Source organism: Nonomuraea sp. NPDC049378, assembly GCF_055586745.1.
Map to the genome: position 1 here is coordinate 365,266 of NZ_JBVJHP010000002.1, position 20,408 is coordinate 385,673.

General features: G+C 70.5%; 17 protein-coding genes, 1 tRNA gene and 1 pseudogene. 8 read left to right on the plus strand and 11 right to left on the minus strand.

Going from position 1 to position 20,408, the window contains the following annotated elements:
- Positions 1–57 precede the first annotated feature (57 nt).
- From ACZ6SA_RS06625 to ACZ6SA_RS06645, 5 genes are read left to right on the plus strand one after another with little or no spacing between them, the layout of a single operon-like run.
- Positions 58–1,479, plus strand: coding sequence for an FtsK/SpoIIIE domain-containing protein (locus tag ACZ6SA_RS06625; protein ID WP_465826942.1), 1,422 nt, complete (start codon positions 58–60; stop codon positions 1,477–1,479).
- Positions 1,476–1,679 carry a hypothetical protein gene (locus ACZ6SA_RS06630; RefSeq protein ID WP_465826944.1) on the plus strand — a complete coding sequence of 68 codons (204 nt, stop codon included), beginning with the start codon at positions 1,476–1,478 and terminating at the stop codon, positions 1,677–1,679. The genes ACZ6SA_RS06625 and ACZ6SA_RS06630 overlap by 4 nt, the downstream gene beginning before the upstream one ends.
- Positions 1,676–3,289: a replication initiator gene (locus tag ACZ6SA_RS06635; RefSeq protein ID WP_465826945.1), complete on the plus strand. Its 1,614-nt coding sequence runs from the start codon at positions 1,676–1,678 to the stop codon at positions 3,287–3,289. Before ACZ6SA_RS06630 ends, ACZ6SA_RS06635 begins: the two co-directional genes overlap by 4 nt.
- Entirely contained in the window at positions 3,286–3,477 is a 192-nt protein-coding gene (locus ACZ6SA_RS06640; protein ID WP_465826946.1) for a helix-turn-helix transcriptional regulator, read from the plus strand. The genes ACZ6SA_RS06635 and ACZ6SA_RS06640 overlap by 4 nt, the downstream gene beginning before the upstream one ends.
- Complete coding sequence (locus tag ACZ6SA_RS06645; protein ID WP_465826948.1) at positions 3,474–4,853, plus strand: tyrosine-type recombinase/integrase; 1,380 nt, start codon at positions 3,474–3,476, stop codon at positions 4,851–4,853. The genes ACZ6SA_RS06640 and ACZ6SA_RS06645 overlap by 4 nt, the downstream gene beginning before the upstream one ends.
- A 237-nt stretch (positions 4,854–5,090) precedes the next feature.
- On the opposite strand, the gene ACZ6SA_RS06650 is transcribed toward ACZ6SA_RS06645, so the two are convergent.
- Positions 5,091–5,175 (minus strand) — tRNA-Tyr (locus ACZ6SA_RS06650).
- A gap of 523 nt (positions 5,176–5,698) precedes the next feature.
- Between ACZ6SA_RS06650 and ACZ6SA_RS06655 the strand changes: the two genes are divergently transcribed.
- Together ACZ6SA_RS06655 and ACZ6SA_RS06660 are read left to right on the plus strand one after the other, a co-directional pair.
- On the plus strand, positions 5,699–6,199 hold the full coding sequence (locus ACZ6SA_RS06655; RefSeq protein ID WP_347648454.1) for a YajQ family cyclic di-GMP-binding protein: 501 nt from the start codon (positions 5,699–5,701) through the stop codon (positions 6,197–6,199).
- A 137-nt stretch (positions 6,200–6,336) separates the two neighbouring features.
- Positions 6,337–6,810: an NUDIX hydrolase gene (locus tag ACZ6SA_RS06660; RefSeq protein ID WP_465826949.1), complete on the plus strand. Its 474-nt coding sequence runs from the start codon at positions 6,337–6,339 to the stop codon at positions 6,808–6,810.
- On the opposite strand, the gene ACZ6SA_RS06665 is transcribed toward ACZ6SA_RS06660, so the two are convergent.
- The 8 genes and pseudogenes from ACZ6SA_RS06665 to ACZ6SA_RS06700 form a co-directional block, all read right to left on the minus strand.
- Positions 6,785–8,275: a hypothetical protein gene (locus tag ACZ6SA_RS06665; RefSeq protein ID WP_347648452.1), complete on the minus strand. Its 1,491-nt coding sequence runs from the start codon at positions 8,273–8,275 to the stop codon at positions 6,785–6,787. The genes ACZ6SA_RS06660 and ACZ6SA_RS06665 overlap by 26 nt on opposite strands.
- Before the next feature lie 2 nt (positions 8,276–8,277).
- The gene (gene htpX / locus ACZ6SA_RS06670; RefSeq protein ID WP_347648451.1) at positions 8,278–9,129 is read right to left on the minus strand and encodes a zinc metalloprotease HtpX; all 852 of its coding nucleotides are present in this window, start codon (positions 9,127–9,129) and stop codon (positions 8,278–8,280) included.
- Between the two features lie 117 nt (positions 9,130–9,246).
- A complete protein-coding gene (locus ACZ6SA_RS06675) occupies positions 9,247–10,788 on the minus strand; it encodes an NADH-quinone oxidoreductase subunit N (RefSeq protein WP_465826951.1) in 1,542 nt (513 codons plus the stop codon).
- The gene (locus ACZ6SA_RS06680) at positions 10,785–12,443 is read right to left on the minus strand and encodes a complex I subunit 4 family protein (protein ID WP_465826953.1); all 1,659 of its coding nucleotides are present in this window, start codon (positions 12,441–12,443) and stop codon (positions 10,785–10,787) included. Before ACZ6SA_RS06680 ends, ACZ6SA_RS06675 begins: the two co-directional genes overlap by 4 nt.
- The gene (locus ACZ6SA_RS06685; protein WP_465826954.1) at positions 12,440–14,350 is read right to left on the minus strand and encodes an NADH-quinone oxidoreductase subunit 5 family protein; all 1,911 of its coding nucleotides are present in this window, start codon (positions 14,348–14,350) and stop codon (positions 12,440–12,442) included. Before ACZ6SA_RS06685 ends, ACZ6SA_RS06680 begins: the two co-directional genes overlap by 4 nt.
- Before the next feature lie 188 nt (positions 14,351–14,538).
- A pseudogene (nuoK, locus tag ACZ6SA_RS06690) lies at positions 14,539–14,847 on the minus strand (NADH-quinone oxidoreductase subunit NuoK); the annotation flags it as partial.
- Entirely contained in the window at positions 14,847–15,542 is a 696-nt protein-coding gene (locus tag ACZ6SA_RS06695) for an NADH-quinone oxidoreductase subunit J family protein (RefSeq protein ID WP_443155621.1), read from the minus strand. The pseudogene nuoK and the gene ACZ6SA_RS06695, both read right to left, overlap by 1 nt.
- Entirely contained in the window at positions 15,539–16,657 is a 1,119-nt protein-coding gene (locus ACZ6SA_RS06700; RefSeq protein WP_465826955.1) for a NuoI/complex I 23 kDa subunit family protein, read from the minus strand. The genes ACZ6SA_RS06695 and ACZ6SA_RS06700 overlap by 4 nt, the downstream gene beginning before the upstream one ends.
- Positions 16,658–16,797: 140 nt before the next feature.
- Between ACZ6SA_RS06700 and ACZ6SA_RS06705 the strand changes: the two genes are divergently transcribed.
- Positions 16,798–17,982, plus strand: a complete 1,185-nt coding sequence (locus tag ACZ6SA_RS06705) for a serine/threonine-protein kinase (RefSeq protein ID WP_347648445.1) — start codon at positions 16,798–16,800, stop codon at positions 17,980–17,982.
- A gap of 30 nt (positions 17,983–18,012) precedes the next feature.
- Here the strand turns inward: ACZ6SA_RS06705 and ACZ6SA_RS06710 are convergent, their stop codons facing one another.
- Both ACZ6SA_RS06710 and ACZ6SA_RS06715 read right to left on the minus strand, forming a co-directional pair.
- The gene (locus tag ACZ6SA_RS06710; protein WP_465826957.1) at positions 18,013–19,401 is read right to left on the minus strand and encodes an alpha/beta hydrolase family protein; all 1,389 of its coding nucleotides are present in this window, start codon (positions 19,399–19,401) and stop codon (positions 18,013–18,015) included.
- A complete protein-coding gene (locus ACZ6SA_RS06715) occupies positions 19,398–20,348 on the minus strand; it encodes an alpha/beta hydrolase family protein (protein ID WP_465826958.1) in 951 nt (316 codons plus the stop codon). Before ACZ6SA_RS06715 ends, ACZ6SA_RS06710 begins: the two co-directional genes overlap by 4 nt.
- Positions 20,349–20,408 lie beyond the last annotated feature (60 nt).

The window sequence follows — 20,408 nt, forward strand, 5'->3', positions numbered from 1 at the left end:
ACTTCCGGCGGCCCCTCGGTTCTCCCCTGACTCCACATCACGAGAGGTTCCCAGCTTATGTTCAAGCGGCTGCCTGGGGATGAGGCGCGCAACCTCGTCTCCACCACGCCCGATACGGCCGTCGTCTTCCGACCGGCCGTCGTCACCACACCCGCCTTCCTCACCATCGTCGTTCTCATCGCTCGTACGTTCGCCAGGCTCGTCCGTACGGTCTGGCGTCATCCGATCGCGGCCCTCGTCCCGACCGCTCTCGGTGCTGTCTGGTACTTCTACGGCTGGCCACTGGTGGCGGCCCTGTCCGGGACGATCGTCTTGGCCCTGACCTCGTGGGCGTTCCTCGACCGGCCGTCCTTCGCCCGGCTCGTCGGCTACCGGCTGCTGGCCTGGTGGCGGCTCATCTGGGTCTACCGGCGGCACTGGCAACCCGTCATGATCGTCTCCGGTCTTGGCCGTCATCTGCGGGGTCGGGACTACCTTCCCGGGCTGGGCAAGGTCACCTGCACCTCGTGGGCCGACGTGGTCACCGTGCGCATGCTCAAGGGTCAGGCCGTCAAGGACTGGGCGGATCGCACTGACCACCTGGCCCAAGGCTTCGGTGCGAAGTCGTGCCGCGTGGCGGTGTCCCGCGCTGGATGGCTGACGCTGACCTTCCCGCGTAGCGATCCCCTCGCCTCGCCCCTCCCGGCGCTCGATATCCCGGAAGAACCAACGGTCGGGCCGGTCGAGATCGGCAAAGGCGAGGACGGGCGGCCGTGGCGGCTCAAGGTGCACGGCACGCATGTCCTCGTCGCGGGCGCGACCGGAGCCGGCAAAGGGTCGATCATCTGGTCCGTCATCCGCTCCCTTCTCCCGGCCGTCAGCGCGGGCCTGGTCGAGCTGTGGGCGCTGGATCCCAAGCTCATGGAACTGTCCTACGGCCGCGACCTGTTCGGCGATCGGTACGCGGCCACGCCCGAGGAATGCGCCGACCTGCTCGACGAGGCCGTGAGCGTCATGCAGAAGCGCGCCGCCCGCTTCGCCGGACTCCAGCGCTCCCACACCCCTACCGCCGAGGACCCGTTCGTCCTGGTCGTTGTCGATGAGGTGGCGTTCCTGACCGCTTACCAGTCCGACCGGCAGCTCAGACAACGCATCTCCGCTGCCCTGGCCACCCTGACCACTCAAGGACGCGCGGTCGGCGTCGGCGTCCTGGCCGCACTCCAGGACCCGCGCAAAGAGGTCATGAACGTCCGCAATCTCTTCCCGGACAAGATCGCTCTCCGGCTGGACGAGTCCGAGCAGGTGGACATGGTCCTCGGCGACGGCGCCCGCGACCGGGGCGCCCTGGCCGACCACATCTCACCGGTTCCGGAGCTGGGCGCGGGCGTCGGATACGTCCGGCTGGAGACCAGCCCCGAACCCATCCGGGTCCGCGCCGCCTACGTCTCCGACCACGACATCCGCGCCATGGTCGACGCCTTCAGCGGGGAGGCCGCGTGAAGGTCTGCTTCCACGGCACCGCCGACGAAATCAGCCTGGTCGCGGGCCGCCCGCTCATGGTTCTGCTGACCGCGCGTGACCTGCCCCGCATGCGGGTCTTCGAGCTCTACCACCCCCACGTCCACGCCAACGCCTTCCACGACCACTACCGGCTCTGCGCCCTGATGACCGAGACCACCGGCGAAGGCAGGAGCGCATGACTCATCCGCACGACCGCGCCCTCCCCCGAGCCGTCCGCCAGGCCATGCCGATGGCCCGCGACGTGCTCGTAGAGGTCGCCAAGCAACACGGCGTCTGCATCCGGCCCGTCCCGCTCAAGCGCCTCGACGTCGTCACAGGTAAATGGGAGATCATCGACGTGCCGTGCGGGGCCACGCTCGACAGCAAGTGCCCGCCGTGCGCCAAGCGCAACAAGCAGCTCCGCAAGGCCCAGTGCCGGGAGGGCTGGCACCTCGACGCCGAACCCGCCATCACGCCCGACGAGCCGAACGAGGAACAGCGCTGGCTGGTGGAGTTCCGCGCCGACTACCAAGCCCAGCGCAACGCTGCCGAAAAGGCCGGCGAGGACACCGCCGAACTCGACGCGATCATCACCGGTCTGGACGAGGAGATCAACGCTGCAGGCATGCGCGGAAACGTGCTGGGCCGTGCCAGCGCCAAGCGCTCCCGCTCCACCCGACGGCGGCAGGACGCGCCGGACCTGCCCAAGCGCAAGATGACCAGCACCACTCTTGGGCGCACCTTCCATGGCGCAGGCGGCAAGGTCTACCGGCCGTCCCTGTTCGTCACGCTCACCTTGCCCTCCTACGGCAAGGTCCGGGACGGCGTCCCCATTGATCCGGACACCTACGACTACCAGCGTGCCGCACGGGACGCGCTGCACTTCTCCAAGCTGGTGGATCGCTTCGTGCAGAACCTGCGTCGCGTCGCGGGCTATGACGTGCAGTACTTCGCCTCGGTCGAGCCTCAGAAGCGGCTCGCCCCACACCTGCACATGGCCATCCGCGGCACCCTCCCACGCGCCGAGATCAAGCAGATCGCCGCCGCCACCTATCACCAGGTCTGGTGGCCACAGGCGGACGAAGTTCGCTTCGACGGTGACCACCTGCCCGTCTGGGACGAGCAGGCCGGCTACCTCGACCCCGCCACCGGCGAGGTCCTGTCCACCTGGGGCCAAGCCCTCGACGCCCTGGACGAGGATGCTGAACCCCTCCACGTGATCCGCTTCGGCGAACAAATCGATGTCCAAGGCGTGCTCGCGGGCACCCCAGACGCCGACCAGTGCATCCGCTACCTGTCCAAGTACCTCACCAAGTCACTCGGCGACGCCCTCGACGGCGGCCAAGCCCAGCAACAGCACGCCGCCCGCATGCTCGACGCTCTCCGCTACGAACCCTGCTCACCCACCTGCCCGAACTGGCTCCGCTACGGCATCCAGCCCAAGGACGCCAAGCCCGGCATGCAACCCGGTCGCTGCCGTGGCAAGGCCCACAAGCCCGACCACCTCGGCTATGCCGGACGCCGGGTCCTGGTCTCGCGCAAGTGGTCGAACAAGACCCTCGCCGAACACAAGCAGGACCGCCGTACGTGGGTCCTGGAGGCTCTTGGTAAGGCCGACGAGCCCACCGACCCACACCGCTACATCTGGCGCCCCGTCCCGGCCGGCGACGCCAACGTGCCACCCCTCGCCGCCCGGCTTCTCCGCTCCGTCCACGAACGCCAACGCTGGCGAGCCCACCTCAGAGAGCTGGAAGCCAGAGCAGCCGGACAAGATCTTTCGGCAACCGAGGACACGAGGAGGGCCGCATGACCAAGCACGACGAACTCCTGACTGTCCGCCAGGTCCTCGACGAACTCGGCGGCGTCTCCCGCCGCACCTTCTACCGCTGGCGCGAGATCGGCAAGGCACCGAAGGGCATCCGCCTGCCCAACGGCGAACTGCGCATCTACCGCAGCGACCTCGAAGCCTGGCTCGAATCCCTCAGGAGCGCCGCATGACGACCTCGTACGACGTGAAGTTCTGGGAGATCCGGCGGAACAAGTCCAGCAAGTCACCCTCCTACGAGGTGCGCTGGAAGGTCGGCGGCCGGCAGAAGTCCAAGACCTACAAGACCAAGGCTCTCGGCGAGAGCTTCCTGACCGACCTACGGCAGGCCGCGAGACGCGGTGAGGCGTTCGACCTGGAGACCGGTCTCCCCGAGTCGATGACCAAGGCTAAGGACGCGCGGACGGTCCTCAACTTCGTGAAGGCGTACGTTGAGGCGCGCTGGCCGTACGCGGCTGCCAAGAGCCGAGACAGCATGTCCGACGCCCTGGCGACGGCGCTCCCGGCGCTGACGACGGAGAAGGCCGGACGCCCGGATGCCGCGCTCCTCCGCAGGGCCCTGCGCCACTACGTGCTGCTGCCCGAAGGGAAGCGGCCGGCCATGCCTGCCGACATCGCGCGGGCCGTCCGCTGGCTGGAGGCGGCATCGCTCAACATGGCAGACCTCAACGAGACCAAAGCCGTCCGCCCTGCCCTCGATGCCCTCGCGCTCCGTCTCGACGGCAAGCAGGCCGGCGCCAACACGATCAGGCGCAAGCGCGCTGTCCTGCACCACGTCTTCGAGTACGCGGTGGAACTGGAAGAGCTGCCGTCCAACCCGCTGCACCGGATCAAGTGGAAGGCCCCGAAGACGACCGAGACCGTGGATCCGCGGGTCGTGGTCAACCCTCGCCAGGCCAGAGAACTGCTCGTGGCGCTCACCTACGTGGGCAAGCGCCAGCGTGACGGGAAGGGGCGGGGCCGGCGATTGATGGCAATGTTCGCCTGCATGTACTTCGCCGCCCTCCGCCCCGGCGAGGCGGTCAGTCTCCGCGAGCAGGACTGCTACCTCCCGGCGAACGGCTGGGGACGGCTCACCCTCGACAGCTCACGACCCGAGGTGAACCGCCGATGGACCGACACCGGGGACGCTCACGAGCTGCGCGGTCTCAAGCATCGAGGCGAGGACGACGTCCGCCGGATCCCGATCCCTCCGGAACTCGTGAAGATGCTTCGGCAACACGTCGAAGAGTTCGGCGTTGCTCCTGACGGGCGGCTGTTCCGCAGTGAGCGCGGCGGCGTGGTCGCCTCGACGGCCTACACCGAGGTCTGGCAGGAAGCCCGCACCCTCGCTCTCACACCCGCCCAGGTCGCCTCACCGCTCGCTCGGCGGCCGTACGACCTGCGGCACGCGGCCGTCTCGCTCTGGCTCAACGGCGGCGTCCCGGCTCCAGAGGTGGCGGCCCGTGCCGGCCACGGGGTGGACGTCCTGCTCAGGGTCTATGCCAAGTGCATCGACGGCCAGGAGGACATCGTCAACCAGCGGATCGCGGACGTACTCACCGCATGAGATCGCGAACGGCACCACTTGAAGGGCTCCGGCTTCCCCGGGGCCTTTCGGCGTTGCAGGGGCCACGTCATCCCGCGCATACTCCGGATCATGGGCCTCGACCTGGGGAAACGCCCCCCAGATCCATCCCGCGTATATCCCGTGACCAGCGACAAACGGCCGCTCAGAGCGGCATCTGGCTGCATACCCCTGAAACGCAGAAGAGGCCCCGAAGGGCCTCTGAGCTGCTGTTACTGCTGGTGGCAGGTGCAAGGTTCGAACTTGCGTAGGCTGAGCCGACGGTTTTACAGACCGCTCCCTTTGGCCACTCGGGCAACCTGCCGTGTCTTCCGCTCTCGCGGCGACAGACAGAAGGATAGCGGACTTCCGAGGTGTACGTGACACCGGTTTGTCCCGGGCCGGATCGCGGTCGCGTGCCACACCGGCGCTGGCCGGTCCTTCGGCGCACGCAACATCCTCCGTGCGCGGCCGTGTCGTGTGGAACGCCCCGGGAGGGCCGGGAACGTGTCACGGACGTGAAGGCGCGTGACACGACGTGGAGCGCCGTTCAGACCTCCACGGTGACGCGACGCGGTGGGAACGCCGTACGGACCTCCATGGTGACGCGACGCGGTGGGAACGCCGTACGGACCTCTATGGGTGACGAGTTCCAGGGGTGGCGGCGCGTGGATCTCCGCGGAAACGGGCCGGATGGGGCGTCGGTGGGAGCGGGTGAACGGTGTGGTGGGGGGCGCGACGGGTTGGGGGCCTGCATGGCGGGCCGATGCTGGCTAGGCTCGTGCGCTGGGTCCGCGCCGCGTACGCCGTGCCGGCGGGATCCGGAGAGTGCTTTCGCAGCTGAGAGGATGGGTGTTTTGGCTGATTCGTCGTTCGACATCGTCAGCAAGATCGACCGGCAGGAGGTCGACAACGCTCTGAACCAGACGGTCAAGGAGCTCGGGCACCGTTTCGACTTCAAGGGCACCGGGGCGGCCATCAGCTGGTCCGGGCAGGAGAACATCGAGGTCAAGGCGAACAGCGAGGAGCGGGCCAACGCCGCACTCGACGTGTTCAAGGACAAGGTGGTCAAGCGGGGCCTGTCGCTGAAGATTCTCGATGCGGGCGAGCCCAAGCTGTCGGGCAAGGAATACCGCCTGCTGGTCAGCCTGAAGGAGGGCATCGACCAGGAGAACGCCAAGAAGATTTCGAAGATGATCCGCGATGAGGGGCCGAAGGGGGTCAAGGCGCAGATTCAGGGCGAGGAGCTTCGGGTCAGTTCGAAGAAGAAGGATGACCTCCAGGACGTCATCGCGCTGCTCAAGGGCAAGGACCTGGACATCGCCCTGCAGTTCGTGAACTACCGCTAGCTCGCGGGCGTGGAACCGCGACGGCTCCGGAGGTGGCTGAGGGGCATACGGGGCACATGGCCGGGCGCGGCGTTCTCGTACGAGGGCGGCGTGACCCCGCCTGTGCCTCGGGTCCGGCCCGCCTATGCTCAGTTGTCGTGACGAAGATCCCCCTGCGCCGCTTCACGGCACGTGCCCTGCCCCTTGATGATCAGGATCGCGTTCTGCTGCTTCACGGTTTTGATCCTGCTCGCCCTGATCAGCCGTTCTGGTTCACGATCGGCGGGGCCGCCGAGGGCGGCGAGACGTTGCAGGAGGCGGCGGCGCGGGAGTTGTTCGAGGAGGTCGGGATCCGGGCGGATGTGAGCCAGTTCACCGGTCCGTACGGATCCAGCGTGATCGAGTTCGAGTGGTCCGACTACGCCATCACGCAGGATCAGACGTTCTTCGCGATCAGGGTCGGATCCGAAACGGCGGTGTCGTTCGAGCACATGGAGCAGATCGAGAAGGACACGACGACCGCCTACCGGTGGTGGAGCGTGGCGGAGCTCGAGAGCACGCGCGAGGTCTTCTTCCCCGTGAATCTCGCGGAGATCCTGCGGAAGATCACTGCGGGCGGAGGACTCGCGTAGCGCCCGCGATCAGCGCCGTCGCCAGGATCCACCCGCAGACGATCAGCCCGTACGCGAGCCACTGCGTCCAGCCCGCCGGGTCGAACATCTCTCGTTGCCCGAACGCCGGGATCGGGAGCAAGAGGTCGAAGCTGTAGGCGAACGAGTTGAAATCGGGGCTCTCATCGGGTTTGAGGGCCCTGGGTGGGTTGAGTGCGAAGACGACCGTTCCGACGGCCAGCAGGAGCGTGAACCACATGCCGGCCAGCCATGGCCGGTAGCCGTACCCGACGGCCGCGTCGAGCAGCCGCCCCCACATCCGGCCCCCCAGCCCCTGTGTCTGCCGCCTGGCGCGCAGCTTGGCGAGCTGGGCGCGGCGGGCGAGCGCGTCGTTGCCGTCGCTGAGGTACCAGGCGGCCAGTTGCTCGTACGGCTGCGGCCGGAACCCCTCCGGGTCGCGCGTCACCCACTCGATGCGCCGGGCCACGCCAGAACCGCGCAGACGGTCGTACGTGAGGCCGTTGAGGCGGAGCTTGTCCGGCCAGGTGTCGGGGCTGTCGTGCAGGGTGCCGACCGTGGTGTGGGCGAGGGTGACGACGCCGTCGATGGGCTCCGACGGCGTGAGTGACAGCTCGCGAACCTCCATGTGGCTCGCGTGGAGTGCGTAGCGGGTGTCGGGGCTGCTGAGGACGCCGGCGAACGCGAGCGTGCCGTTGACGCGGGCGCCGCGCAACCGTACGCAGCCGGATGCCTGGAATCCACCGGTGCAGCGCATGCTGTCTTCGACGACCATGTTGTCGGCGGTCAGGGCGTCCTTGCCGGGATTACGGAGAGTGGCGCCGTCGAGGAAGAACCCCCCGTTCAGGCGGGAACCGACCAGGCTGACGCCGCCGGTGAGGTCGGCGTTGCGCATGTACATGCCGGAGTCGACGACGATGGAGTTCGCGTAGAGCGCCCACTTCCCGTCGTCGGACACCACCTTGGTGCCGCCCAGCCACAGGCCGCTCTCGAACTGGGCCCGGCTCACGCGGACGGTGCCGGTGCTGTGGGAGCCCGAGAGGCTGAGGTGGCCTGCGACCCGCATGCCGCCGCCGCTGAGGCCCGGGAAGTGGCAGTCGGTCAGGCGGATGGTGCGGGTGGCGGAGCCGGTGAGCTGGATGGGTTCGTCCAGGTGGCAGCCGCTCAGGACGAGTTCGTACGGGATCGTGCCGCCGACGATCGACAGCCGGCCGGTGATCCTGGCGCCGCGCAGGCGCAGGGCCGGCGCGGCGCCCCCGCCGTCGTCACGGGCGCCGAGCAGCAGCCGGGTGATCACCTCGGCCCTGATCGTACGGTCGGGGCCCCAGGTGTGGCCGTCGGTGGGTGCGTTCGACCCTGCCGGGCGGCCGGCGCTGATCTCCAAGGGGCTCAGCTCGACGAGCCGGCCCGTGGGGAAGGCGTCCCAGAGCTTGCGCTCCGCTTTGGTTAATCGTGGAAATCGGCCCATCGTCAACGACGATATCCGGCCATGCGCTCAAGTCGGGCAACTCGCTCGGAGGTGGGCGGGTGGGTGGAGAACAGGCGGCCGAAGCCGGAGCCGCTGAACGGGTTGGCGATCATCATGTGGGAGGCCGAGGTGAGGCGGCTGTTCTCCGGAAGCGGGAGGCGGCGGGCGCCCAGCTCGATCTTGCGGAGCGCCGAGGCCAGCGCGAGCGGGTCGCCCGTGAGCCGGGCGCCCGACTCGTCGGCCTGGAACTCCCTCGCGCGCGAGATCGCCATCTGCACCATTCCGGCCGCGACCGGCCCGAGCACCATCATCAGCAGCGCGCCGAGGAAACCCGGCCCCTCGTCGTCATCCGACCCGCCGAAGAACACGGCCACATAGCTGAGCCAGGTGATCATCGTGGCCAGCGCACCGGCCACCGAGGAGACGAGGATGTCGCGGTTGTACACGTGTGACAGCTCGTGCCCGATCACACCGCGCAGCTCCGGCTCGTCGAGCAGCTGGGTCAGCCCGTACGTCACGCACACCGCGGCCTTGCGCGGGCTGCGTCCCGTCGCGAACGCGTTGGGCTGCACGGTCGGCGAGATGTACAGGCGCGGCATCGGCTGCCTGGCCTGCGTCGACAGCTCGCGCACGATCCGGTAGAGGGTGGGGTGCTCGACCTCGCCGACGGGCCGGGCACGCATGGCCGACAGGGCGATGCGGTCGGAGAAGAAGTAGGCGACGCCGTTGGTCGCCAGGGCGAGCACCAGCGCCATCTGCACACCGGTGCCGCCGCCCAACCACGCGCCCACCGCCACAATGAACGCCGACAATCCGCCGAGCAGAACGGCGGTGCGCAGACCGTTGTGGTGCAAGGCTCCCCCTTTCGTGCCTGGGTTCACCTCAGTCCAACGATGATGACCCGGTTCTTCGTTCCCCGGCGTGCTCAGCTGAAGGCAGAGCGCGACCTTTCACCCGCATGTCATCGCGCGTCAACCGAACGCGGACAGAGCTGTCACGTCGAGAACCAGCTGCGGCGCGACCGAGAACAACACGGCGACCGCCACGGCGATCCCGATGGCCGGCAGGGTCGCCGGGAACGTGCGCGGCGGCGCGGGCTCCGGCGCGGGCTCCGGCTGGGGGGCCGAGGCGAACAGGCGCGCCGTCCAGACGGCGTAGTAGTAGAGGCCGATCACGGTGTTGACCGCCATGACCAGCGCCAGCCAGCCGGAGCCGCCCTCGACGAGCTCGCGGAAGACGAACACCTTCGCGAAGAGCCCGGCCAGCCCCGGAGGCAGCCCCGCCAGGCAGATCAGGCAGAACGCCAGCGCGAGCCCGGCGGCGGGACGGCGGAACACCAGCCCGCGGTAGTCGTCGAGCTCGTTGCGGGCCGTGGTCTTCGAGACGAGCATGACGACCGCGAACGCGCCCAGATTCATCGCGGCGTAGATCACGAGGTAGGCCATGGACGCGCCGATCGCGGTGCCGCCGTCGGCGGTGACCGTCACGGCGAGCGGGGCCAGGATGTAGCCGGACTGCGCCACCGACGACCAGGCCAGCAGGCGTACGGCCGAGCGCTGGCGCAGGGCCAGCAGGTTGCCCGCGGTCATGGTCAGCGCGGCGAGAACCGCGATGATCGGGACCCACGTGGCGGCCTGCCCGGACAGCGCGGCCACCAGTACGAGGATCAGGCCCGCGAACCCGGCCGCCTTGGAGATGACCGAGAGCAGCGCGGCCACGGGCACGGGCGCGCCCTGGTAGACGTCCGCCGCCCAGGAGTGGAACGGCACGGCGGCGATCTTGAACGCGAATCCCGCCACGACGAGGACGACGCCGACCGTGCCGACCGCGGGCAGGTCGCCCTGAACGAGCGCCACGCCGGGCGCCTGGGCCTGGCCGCTGAAGACGGCCCCCAGGCGGGACAGGAAGACCGTGCCCGCGATGCCGTACAGCAGGGAGACCCCGAACAGCATGACGGCGGTCGACACCACCGACACGACGAACAGCTTCACCGCGGCCTCGGAGGAGCGGCCGTCGTAGCGTTTGAGCGCGGTGAGGGCGAAGACAGGGAGCGACACCAGCTCGAGCGCCACCACGAGCATGATCAGGTCGCGGGAGGCCGGCAGGGTGACCGCGCCGACGAACGTGCACAGGAGCAGGAAATACCACTCGCCCACCGGGATGCCGCCGCCGGCCAGCTCGCTCATCGACAGCAGCACGACCACCACGGCCGCGACCAGCACCATGCCCGCGAACACCAGCGTGAACCGGTCGGCCACGAACGAACACTGCGCCGTCGCCGGGTCCGCGAGGCTCGGCGGGACGCAGAACGTCGACCGCGGCGTGCCGCCCCCTGCCGCCTGGACGAGCACGAAAGCCAGGGAGACCAGCACGCCCGCCAGCGTGACGAGCCCCAGCACGCCCCTCGTGCGCGGGCGGGCCGGGAGGAACGCGTCGAGCAGCAGCACCAGACCGGCCGCCAGCGCGAGCACCAGCGGGGGTGCGATGACGAGATAGTCGATCTGCTGGATCACGAGGCGCCTCCCAGCAGGAGCTGCACGGCCGGGGTGGTGAGCGACAGCAGCAGGCCCGGCCAGAGCCCGAAGAGCAGGATCAGCACCACGAGCGGCGTCCAGGCCAGCAGCTCGTGGGTGCGGACGTCGTCCGGTCGGTCCCCGATCTCGGCCGGCCCGCCGCCGGCGTCGAGCGGCGCCACCGGGCGCTCGCCGGGGGTGTCATGGGCGTCGCCATCCGGTGCGTCCGGATGGCCCGCACCCGGTGACGGACCGCCCGCGCCCTGGAGGACCCGCTCCGCCGGACGGGCGGGACGGCCGTGGGTGACGCGGGACAACATGACCAGGAAGTACGCCGCCGTCAGCACCGCGCCCAGGCCGCCGATCACCATGTAGGTGAGGAACAGCGGGCGCGGCAGGGTGTTCGCCGGCTGGAAGGCGCCGAACAGCGCCAGCATCTCCCCCCAGAACCCGGCCAGGCCCGGCAGCCCGAGCGAGGCGATCGACGCGAACGTGAGCACCGAACCCAGCCGGGGCACCGTGGCCAGCAGGCCGCCGCCCAGCGACGGCATGTCGGCGGTGTGGTAGCGGTCCTTGACCGCCCCGGCCAGGAAGAACAGCAGGCCGGTGATCAGGCCGTGGGCGACGTTGGCGAAGAGGGCGCCGTTGATGCCCACGGGGGTCAGCGTGGCGAAGCCCAGCAGGACGAAGCCCATGTGGCCGACCGAGGAGTAGGCGATCATGCGTTTGAGGTCGCGCTGCGCCAGGCAGGCGAGGGCGCCGTAGACGATGCCGACGACGGCGAGCGCTCCGAGCCACGGCGCCACGGCCGCGGCCCCCTCGGGAAGGACGGGGATGGCGATCCTGGCGAAGCCGTACGTGCCCATCTTGAGCAGGACCCCGGCGAGCAGCACGGAGCCCACGGTGGGAGCCTCGGTGTGGGCGTCGGGCAGCCAGGTGTGCAGCGGCCACATGGGCGTCTTGACCGCCAGGCCCACCGCGATCGCCACGAACGCCAGGATCTGTACGGACCTCGCCATGCCGGCGCCGTGGGCCGCGGCCAGCGCCTCGATGTCGAGCGTGCCGGTCTGCGCCCACACGAGCAGCAGGCCGAGCAGCATCACGACCGAGCCGAGCAGGGTGTACAGGATGAACTTGACCGACGCCGCCCTGCGCCCCTCGCCGCCCCAGATGCCGATCAGGAAGTACATCGGGATGAGCACGACTTCGAAGAACACGAAGAAGAGCAGCAGGTCGAGGGCGAGGAACGTGCCGATCATGCCGATCTCGAGCACGAGCAGCGTGAACACGAGCGCTCTCGGCCGCGCCGTCATGAGCTGCTCGCCGGCCCGCGCGCGGCCCCAGCAGAGGTAGACGAAGCACAGGAACGTCAGCAGGGCCGTCAGCGCGACCAGCGGCAGCGAGATCCCGTCGACGCCGAGGTGGAAGCGGAGCCCCAGCCCGGGGATCCACGGCTGGTCGATCTCGAACTGCGGGCGCGCCGCCTGACCGTAGTCGAACGCCGCCACCAGCAGCACGGCCAGCGCCAGCGTGACGCCGGACAGGACCAGCCCGTACGCGCGCAGACGGGGACGGAGCGCCCGAGGCGCGAGGAGCAGCAGGAGCGCGCCGAGCAGCGGCACGGCCAGCAGCGCGACGGGAAGCCAGCCCATCATGTGAACACCACCGCCCCGACCACGATCAGCAGGACACCGGCCAGCAGCCCGCTCACGTAGAGCTGCACGTTGCCGTTCTGGGCGAACCTCAGCGCTCCTGACAGGCCACGCGCCGACCTGCCCGACCCGCGCACCGCGCCGTCAACGACCCGGTCGTCGGTGCTGACCACGAGCCTGGCCAGCACCATGACCGGGCGTACGAAGAGCGCGGCGTAGAGGCCGTCGACGTGGAACGCCCGCTCGCACGGCGCCCGGAACGGCCCCAGCAGGCGGGCCGGGTCGGCGGCGGGGTCGATGCGCCAGAACGCGTAGACCACCCCCGCCCCGAGCAGGGCGAGCACGACGCTGGTCGCCGCCACGCCGAGCGCGAGGTGCGGCTCGACGGCGAAGCCCAGCAGCAGGGCGGGAACGGCGAGCAGGGCGACGGGCACGAGCATCGAGCGGGGGGCCTCACGGCCGTCGACGACGTGGGCGGTGCCCGGCTCGGGCTCGGGAAGCGCCGCGGGTGTCGCCTCGCCGAAGAACGTGCGGAGCCAGGCCCTGGTGGCGTACGCGCCGGTGACGGCCACGGTCGCGAGCGCGCAGGCGTACAGGAGCAGGGCGGCCGCGTCGGTGAGCACCCCGGTCGCGAGCGCGCCGTCCATCGCCACGAGGAGGCTGTCCTTGCTGAAGAAGCCGCTGGCCGGCGGGAGGCCCATCAGCGCGGCGAACCCGATCGTGGTCGCCACGAACGTGACCGGCATCTCCCGGCGCAGGCCGCCCATCCGCGCCATCAGGTTGGAGCCGACGTGGTGGATGACCACGCCCGCGCAGAGGAACAGCAGCGCCTTGAACGCCCCGTGCGTCACGAGGTGGAAGACGGCCGACGTGTCGGAGCCCGCGGCGAGCCCGCCGGCCATGTAGGCGAGCTGGCTGACCGTGGAGTAGGCGAGCACGCGTTTCAGGTCGTCCTGCGCCAGCGCGGCCAGCGCGGCGCCCAGCATGCCCAGCGCGGCGATGACGGCCAGCACGTCGAGCGTGGGCCGGGCGGCCAGGAACGCGGGGAAGAGCCGGGCCACGATGAAGATCCCGGCGGCGACCATGGTCGCGGCGTGGATGAGGGCGCTGATCGGCGTCGGACCGGCCATCGCGTCGGGCAGCCAGGTGTGCAAAGGCACCTGGGCGCTCTTGCCCGCCACCCCGGCCAGCAGCAACATCGTGGCCGTCACCAGGGTGGCCGGCGACATCTCCGGCACCCTCGCCAGCACGTCGGCGACGCGGAAGCTGCCCGCGGCCAGGCCCAGCACGAAGATGCCGAAGAGGAAGCCGACGTCGCCCAGGCGGGTGACGAGGAACGCCTTGACCGCCGCGCGCGAGTTGCCGCGGTCTTCCCACCAGTGGCCGATGAGCAGGTAGGAGCAGAGGCCCATGATCTCCCAGCCCACGTAGAGGACCAGGAGGTCGCCCGCGTAGACGACCAGCAACATCGCGCTGGTGAACAGGCTGATGAACGCGCTGTAGGAGGGGTAGCGCGGGTCGTCTTTGAGGTAGCCGACCGAGTAGATCTGTACGGCCAGGGCGACGAGGGTCACCAGGACGCCGAGGACGCCCGACAGGTTGTCGGCCTGCAGGGTGAGCGAGATCGGCACGCCGCCGGTGACGATCGTGCCGTAGGTCTGGCCGGTGGGCGGCGAGGTGGTGGCGCCTTCCCCGTTGAGGAAGGCGAACCCGGGGCCCCAGGCCAGCTCGATGGCCAGGACGGCGGAGGCGGCCGTGGGCAGGACGGCGATCCAGGCCGCCCTGGTGTTCGCCCGCGCGCCCGCCGCTCCTGCCCCGGGGTCTTCGCTGTGGGGCAGGCGGGAGAGCAGCAGGCCCGCGAAGGCGGCGAGGAACGGCAGCAGGACCGCCAGCAGGGGAAAAGTCGTCATCGCGGGCCCCCTCGCCTGACGGGCCTGTCGCCCCCGCGACCGGCGGCCGGCTGCTCCTGGCCGGGGTCGTCGGCGCGTGGTTCCGAAGGCGCCGGCGGGCCGGACGGGTCGGTGAGAGTGCGCGGGGCTGTCCGTAGCCCGTCGCCGGCGGGCATGCTCGGCACGGTCTGCGGGCGCCCGGGGTCGTCGGCGGGCTCGGCGAGGTCGCGGAGATGGTCGATGTCGACGGTGCGGCGGTTGCGGTAGAGCGCCAGGATGATGGCCAGGCCGAGGCCCACCTCCGCGGCGGCGATGACGATGACGAAGAGGGTGAGCACCTGACCGCTGTGCAGGCGGTCACCCAGCCACACGTCGAACGCGACCAGGTTGAGGTTGACGGCGTTGAGCATCAGCTCGACCGACATCAGCACCAGGATCGTGTTGCGCCGGGCGAGCACGCCGTAGACGCCCACGGAGAACAGGAGCGCGGAGACGACCGCCGGGTAGACGATGTGCACTAGTGACCCCCGGTCTGCTCGGGTGGTGTGCTGCCCATGGTCTGGTCGGACGGCGAAGTGTTCCCGGACCGGGCCGGCGGCTGGGCGGTCTCGGGGCTGCTCGGGGAGCGGGAGTTTCCCGGCCGGGCGGAGGGCGGAGCGCTCGCGGGCTCGGCGGGTGAGCCGCCGGGGATGTCGGTGCGTGACAGCACGATCGCGCCGATCAACGCGGCGAGCAGCAGCACGGACAGCGCCTCGAAAGGCAGCACCCAGGTGGCGAACACGCTGGCGCCCAGCTCTTTGGCGGCACCCTTGCCCGGGCGCAGCGGGGCGTAGGCGGTGCGGAAACCGTCGATCACCACGGTGACCAGGACCGCCGCCGTCGCCACCGCCACCACGGCGGCGACCACCCGGTTGCCGCTGTCGAGATCCGCGGAGGGGCCGATGGGCGCGCGGGTGAGCATGATGCCGAACAACATCAGCACGACCACCGCGCCGACATAGATGAGGACCTGGACCCATGCCACGAACTCCGCCGTCAGGACGAGATAGCCGCCGGCCAGCGCGCCGAAGCAGACCACCAGCCAGAGGGCGGCGTGAACGAGTTGCCTCGTCGTGACGACGAGCAGCGCCGATCCGACCGCTACCGCGCCCAGCAGCAAGAAGACGATCTCTTGCCCGGTGGGTGACAGGTAGGAGGGCACCGCCTCGGTCACGACTCCTCCTCGGACTCCCTTGTGTCGTCAGGACCGAGCCGCCCTGGCGGACGGATGGACCGTGGATCGGCCATCCTCCGCTTGCGGGGGCTCGCGGGTGAAGTCTGCTCCGGCGGGCCGGGCTCGGGTTGCGGGTGGCTCGAAGCTGTGGACAACGTGTCCGGGGACGGCCGGCCTGTGGACGAAGCCGGTCCCTGAGGGCGGGCTTCCTGCCCCTCGGAGCGTCCGGTGTCCTCCGCGGATTCGGGCTCGGAGCTCTCGGGGCCGGTCGGGGGAGCCGCCGGTCCGCCGGTGTCCGCCGGGTCAGGGCCTTCGGCTGGAGCGTCGCCCTGAGCTCCGGGCGGAAGGGCGCCAGGGGGGCGGATGGCCCGTACGTCGGCCATGGATCGGCGGGGACGCTCTCGACCGCCTGCGGGCCGTGATGGCGCCGCGGGGCCTGTCGTAGGCGCGTCCGCGGTCGGCTCCGGCGTGCCGGACGTGGGCCTCTCCTCGGCGGGCTCGGACGTGCCGCCCGCGGGGTCCGCCGCGCCGTCGGGGTCCGGTGCGGTCGCGGGCTTCGGCGCGGTGGGCTGCCTGGCGGACGGCGTGGCGCGGGAGGCGGCCGGGCGGCGCGGGGCGGCCGTGAGTTCCTTCGGCGGCTCGGCGCCGGGGTCGTGAGCAGGCGGCGGCGGTACGGTCTGGGTCCAGGCGGCCAGCTTGTCCTTCTCGTGGAGGAGGTTGCGGATGTCGCCCTCGGCGTACTCGAACTCCGGCGACCAGAAGAGGGCGTCGAAGGGGCACACCTCGATGCAGATGCCGCAGTACATGCACAGGGAGAAGTCGATGGCGAAGCGGTCGAGGACGTTGCGCTGGCGGGCGCGGCCGCCCTCGGGGGCCGGGATGGTCTCCTTGTGCGAGTCGATGTAGATGCACCAGTCTGGGCATTCCCGGGCACAGAGCATGCAAGAGGTGCAGTTTTCCTCAACCAGGGCGATAACGCCCCGGCTCCGCGGCGGTAGAGCGGGCTTGACCTCGGGATACTGCTGCGTGACCGATTTACGCAGCATGTGGCGAAGGGTGATGGACAGCCCTTTTGCCAGTCCGACTCCCGGTATCCGCCCCATGTTCAACATCATGACGCACTTGGCCTCGCAGGTGAATGAGCCAGAGCATTGTCCCCAGTTTTTCCACAGCTATCCACAGGCTGAGAGGCGGTTATCCACAACCTGTGCACTCGCCCGATATGAACCGGTACTTGAACGATAGTCTCTCCGCCATGCACCACAGCCATTCAGTCCGTCCCAGTGGCGGGAGGTGGGCGGCCGCCGTCTTGTGGGCCTGCCTGCCCCTGTTCACCTGCGGCCTGGCGACCCCGTTCAGCATCGGGTTCGCGGCTTACTGGTTGCGGAACGTCTGGCACTTCGTCGCCGCGTGCGTCTACCTCGTCGGCATCGGCTCGTTCACGATCTCGGCCCTCGCCTACGCCAGCTTCGAGGACGTCCCGGAGTTCCTGGCCGTTCTGGTCACGCTGGGGCTGCTGCTCAGCTGGGGCGGAGGGGCCATCCATGCGGGCATCCTCGTGCCCCAGATGGTGCGCGCCCGCCTCAGAGCGACGCCCCTTCCTCCGCACCGGCCGATGGACGTGCACAAGCGCACCACCTCCCCCAGCCCGCCGCATCGGCGGCGTCCCGGGCAACCGGAGTGGGTCGGCCACTACCAGGTGCTCCGGGAGCTCGGGCGGGGCGGGCAGGGCGCGGTCTACCTGGCGACCGCGCCCAACGGGGCGCGGGTGGCGGTGAAGGTGCTGCATGACCTGGTCGACGAGATGGCGCGGAAGAGGTTCGCGCGAGAGGTGGACGCGGCCCGGCGGGTGGCGACGTTCTCCACAGCCCGCCTGCTCGATGTGAACATCTCCGGCCGGCACCCCTACATCGTCAGCGAATACGTCGAGGGCCCGTCGCTCGAGCAGCTGGTCAAGAAGCATGGCCCGCGCGACGAGGACGGGCTGACCCGGCTGGCGCTGGCCACGGCCGGGGCGCTGGCGGCCATCCACAAGGCGGGCATCGTCCATCGCGACTTCAAGCCGAGCAACGTGCTGATCGGGCACGACGGCCCCCGGGTGATCGACTTCGGCATCGCCAAGGCGCTCGACCAGGTGACCATGACGACGGGGAAGATGGTCGGCACTCCCCCTTACATGTCTCCCGAGCAGCTCTCAGGAGAGACCGTGGGCCCGCCCTCCGACGTGTTCAGCTGGGCATCGACGATCATCTTCGCGGCCACGGGCCGGCCCGCGTTCGGGGAGGACACGGTGCCTGCCGTGTTCAACCGGGTGCTCACGATCCACCCTGATCTGTCGCCGCTGCCGCCCGCTTTACGAGGCATCGTGGGCGCCTGCCTCAACAAGCGCCCGGACGAACGCCCCTCGGCCTCCGACGTGATGCTCGCCATCGTTCACTGACGCCCGATCCGCCCAGGCGGGCCGTGCGGCTCAGCGCGGGTAGGGCCGGTTGAACCGGGGTGGGCTGAACGAGGCGTACCGAGGGGCGGGGTCGGCCCTCAGCGCCGCCGCGCGGGCATTCATCGCCCGGGCCGACGTCGCGGGCCAGTGACCGCTCCGCAGCCGGTCGAGCACCGTCGCCAGCGCGGCCTGCTGCTCCGCCGGCGAGAAGTCGCAGTGGCCGACGGTCTGCGTGTACGTCTGGCGCAGCAGGGAGCTCGCGCCGGCCCGGCGCACCTTCTCCCCGTACGACTGCTGCTGGGCGACGGTGGAGATCTGGTCACCGGTGCCCGACAGGGTCAGCACGGGAATCCGCAGCTCGCCGTCCAGGACGATGCCGCGGGAGAACCGCTCGACGGCGTCCGGGTCCGCCGCGACGCGAGGCGCGGCGGCCAGGTCCTTCAAGTCGGCCGCGAGTTCCAGGCCTGCCGCCTCGTACAGTTCCCCGACGGCACGCCGGAGGGCCGGATCGGCCAAGCGCAGCTGCCTCGCGTAGTCCACGCCGGTGTTCCAGGACGGGTTTCCGCCGACCACCGCCATGATCTGGCGCCGGCTGCTCATGGCCTGCCCGACGTAGGGCAGGGGGCCACCGGCGAGCGCCAGGTAGGCGCCCTCCTCCAGCGCGCCGGCGTCCCTGCCGTCCGGAGGCGGCGGCGCGGACCCGTCGGGGTTGCGGCCCCAGGCGGGCAGCTGGCCGATCGCGGCGGCGAGTGCGATCCTGGCCCGGCCCTCGGGAGTCTGCTGCGCCGCGGCGAGGGCGTCGATCCACGCCTTCCTGGCCGACTCGACGTCCTCCGGGATGTCGATGACCGGCAACCCCGGCGCGATCAGGCGCTCCAGCACGAAGAGCGTGTCGAGCTTCTGGTTCCACTGGGCGACGGACCCGCCCAGTCCGCCGCACATCGGGACGGCCGCGTCGAAGGCGTGGGGGTGGACCTGCGCGACGCCTGCGGCGACGAAACCTCCCATCGAGGTCCCGGAGGCGATCGCCTTGCGGGCCCGGCCGTAGGCCTGCTCGAAGCGGGCCAGCGCTTCGGCCTGGTTGTCGATGGCGGACCGGATGTCCCAGCCGGTGATCGCCCGGCTCGTCCCGCCGCGGGCCACGCCGTCGGCCAGCAACCGCGCGGTCAGGGGCTCGTTCGGGCCCGAACCGGCGAAGTCGAGGGCGACCACCACGGTGCCGTTCCAGCGGGCCGGGACGACGAACTCGTAGGGCGTGCCGTCATCGAGGGTGCCGCTGACGCAGCTGGGGCGGGCGGGAGAGTCCGGCAGGCACGGTGTGTCACCGGAGGGCCCGGCGAGGGCTGCGCCGGCGGTTCCGCTCCAGCCGGCGGCCGTCACCGCGGCGGCGGCCAGGCACACGATCGTTCGGCTGATCACAGCGGCAGTCCCTTCGACTCGATCGTCCAGCCGTCCTCGGTGCAGAGCCCGCAGCCGGGGCCGGCGAAGCGCGCCCCGGCGGCCCGATCCCCGCGTAGGACGTAGTCGAACCAGTCCGCGGCCACCTGCCAGCCCATGGTCGCCTGGAGCCCCGCGATCAGGCCGACGTGGCCGGCCGCCGCGTCACTGGCCAGGACGGCGGGGACGTCGAGCATGGCGTAGTTCTCGACGCTGTTCTGCTGGGCGACGTCGTCGGGACCGCCGTTGACCAGGAGCGTGGGGGTGTGCAGGTCGGCGAGCCGGTCGCGCCCGTAGCCGCCGAAGCTCGGCTCCGCAAGGTATCCGGTGTTGAATCCGGCGACCGCGTCGATCATGGGGTCGGTCCCTGCGGCGAGAGCTTCGATGCCGCCGCAGCTGTGGCCGAGCACGCCGACCCGCGTCGTGTCCACCCGTCCGTCGAACTGCTTGCGGGCCCGCTTCGACTCGGTGGCCCAACGGGCGGCCGCGAGGAGCGCCTCAGGGTGCGCCGTCGTCCTGTCCGGGGTGCTGGGGACGGGGAACTCGTCCACCCCGCCGTTGGCCACGACGATGTATCCCTGGGAGGCCAGGCCGGTGAGGAACGTGATCCCTTCGAGGTTGCTCGTCGCGCAGGCGCCGTTGCCGTGCACGATCACGGGCAGGCTGCCCTTCCGCAGCGCCTTGAGCTCGGCCGGGCGGTAGACGGTGTGCCCGGGCAACCCGTCGGCGGCCTCCCGGACCGTGGGCAGCACGGCCGGCGTCGGGCCGCCGGCCGCGGAGGGCTCCTGCGGTGGCGGATTCTGAGCGAACGACGCCACTGCGAACGACCCCACGGCGGACGATGCTGCGGTGAAGCCGGGGACGGTGAGGACGGCTGCCCCCACGGTCACCGCCAGCAAGGTCCGCGCGGTGATGAAGCGGGCTGACATGACGCGTTTCCTCCACGGTTGATGGACGGGAGCAGGGGTGTGGATGGCCGGCCGGACGGC

Bases quoted from the DNA above. Each gene is read 5' to 3' on its own strand.
- ACZ6SA_RS06625 (WP_465826942.1), top strand. From the start codon at position 58: ATGTTCAAGCGGCTGCCTGGGGATGAGGCGCGCAACCTCGTCTCCACC.
- ACZ6SA_RS06635 (WP_465826945.1), top strand. From the start codon at position 1,676: ATGACTCATCCGCACGACCGCGCCCTCCCCCGAGCCGTCCGCCAGGCC.
- ACZ6SA_RS06640 (WP_465826946.1), top strand. From the start codon at position 3,286: ATGACCAAGCACGACGAACTCCTGACTGTCCGCCAGGTCCTCGACGAA.
- ACZ6SA_RS06645 (WP_465826948.1), top strand. From the start codon at position 3,474: ATGACGACCTCGTACGACGTGAAGTTCTGGGAGATCCGGCGGAACAAG.
- ACZ6SA_RS06655 (WP_347648454.1), top strand. From the start codon at position 5,699: ATGGGTGTTTTGGCTGATTCGTCGTTCGACATCGTCAGCAAGATCGAC.
- ACZ6SA_RS06665 (WP_347648452.1), bottom strand. From the start codon at position 8,275: ATGGGCCGATTTCCACGATTAACCAAAGCGGAGCGCAAGCTCTGGGAC.
- ACZ6SA_RS06680 (WP_465826953.1), bottom strand. From the start codon at position 12,443: ATGATGGGCTGGCTTCCCGTCGCGCTGCTGGCCGTGCCGCTGCTCGGC.
- ACZ6SA_RS06685 (WP_465826954.1), bottom strand. From the start codon at position 14,350: ATGACGACTTTTCCCCTGCTGGCGGTCCTGCTGCCGTTCCTCGCCGCC.
- ACZ6SA_RS06700 (WP_465826955.1), bottom strand. From the start codon at position 16,657: ATGATGTTGAACATGGGGCGGATACCGGGAGTCGGACTGGCAAAAGGG.
- ACZ6SA_RS06705 (WP_347648445.1), top strand. From the start codon at position 16,798: ATGCACCACAGCCATTCAGTCCGTCCCAGTGGCGGGAGGTGGGCGGCC.
- ACZ6SA_RS06715 (WP_465826958.1), bottom strand. From the start codon at position 20,348: ATGTCAGCCCGCTTCATCACCGCGCGGACCTTGCTGGCGGTGACCGTG.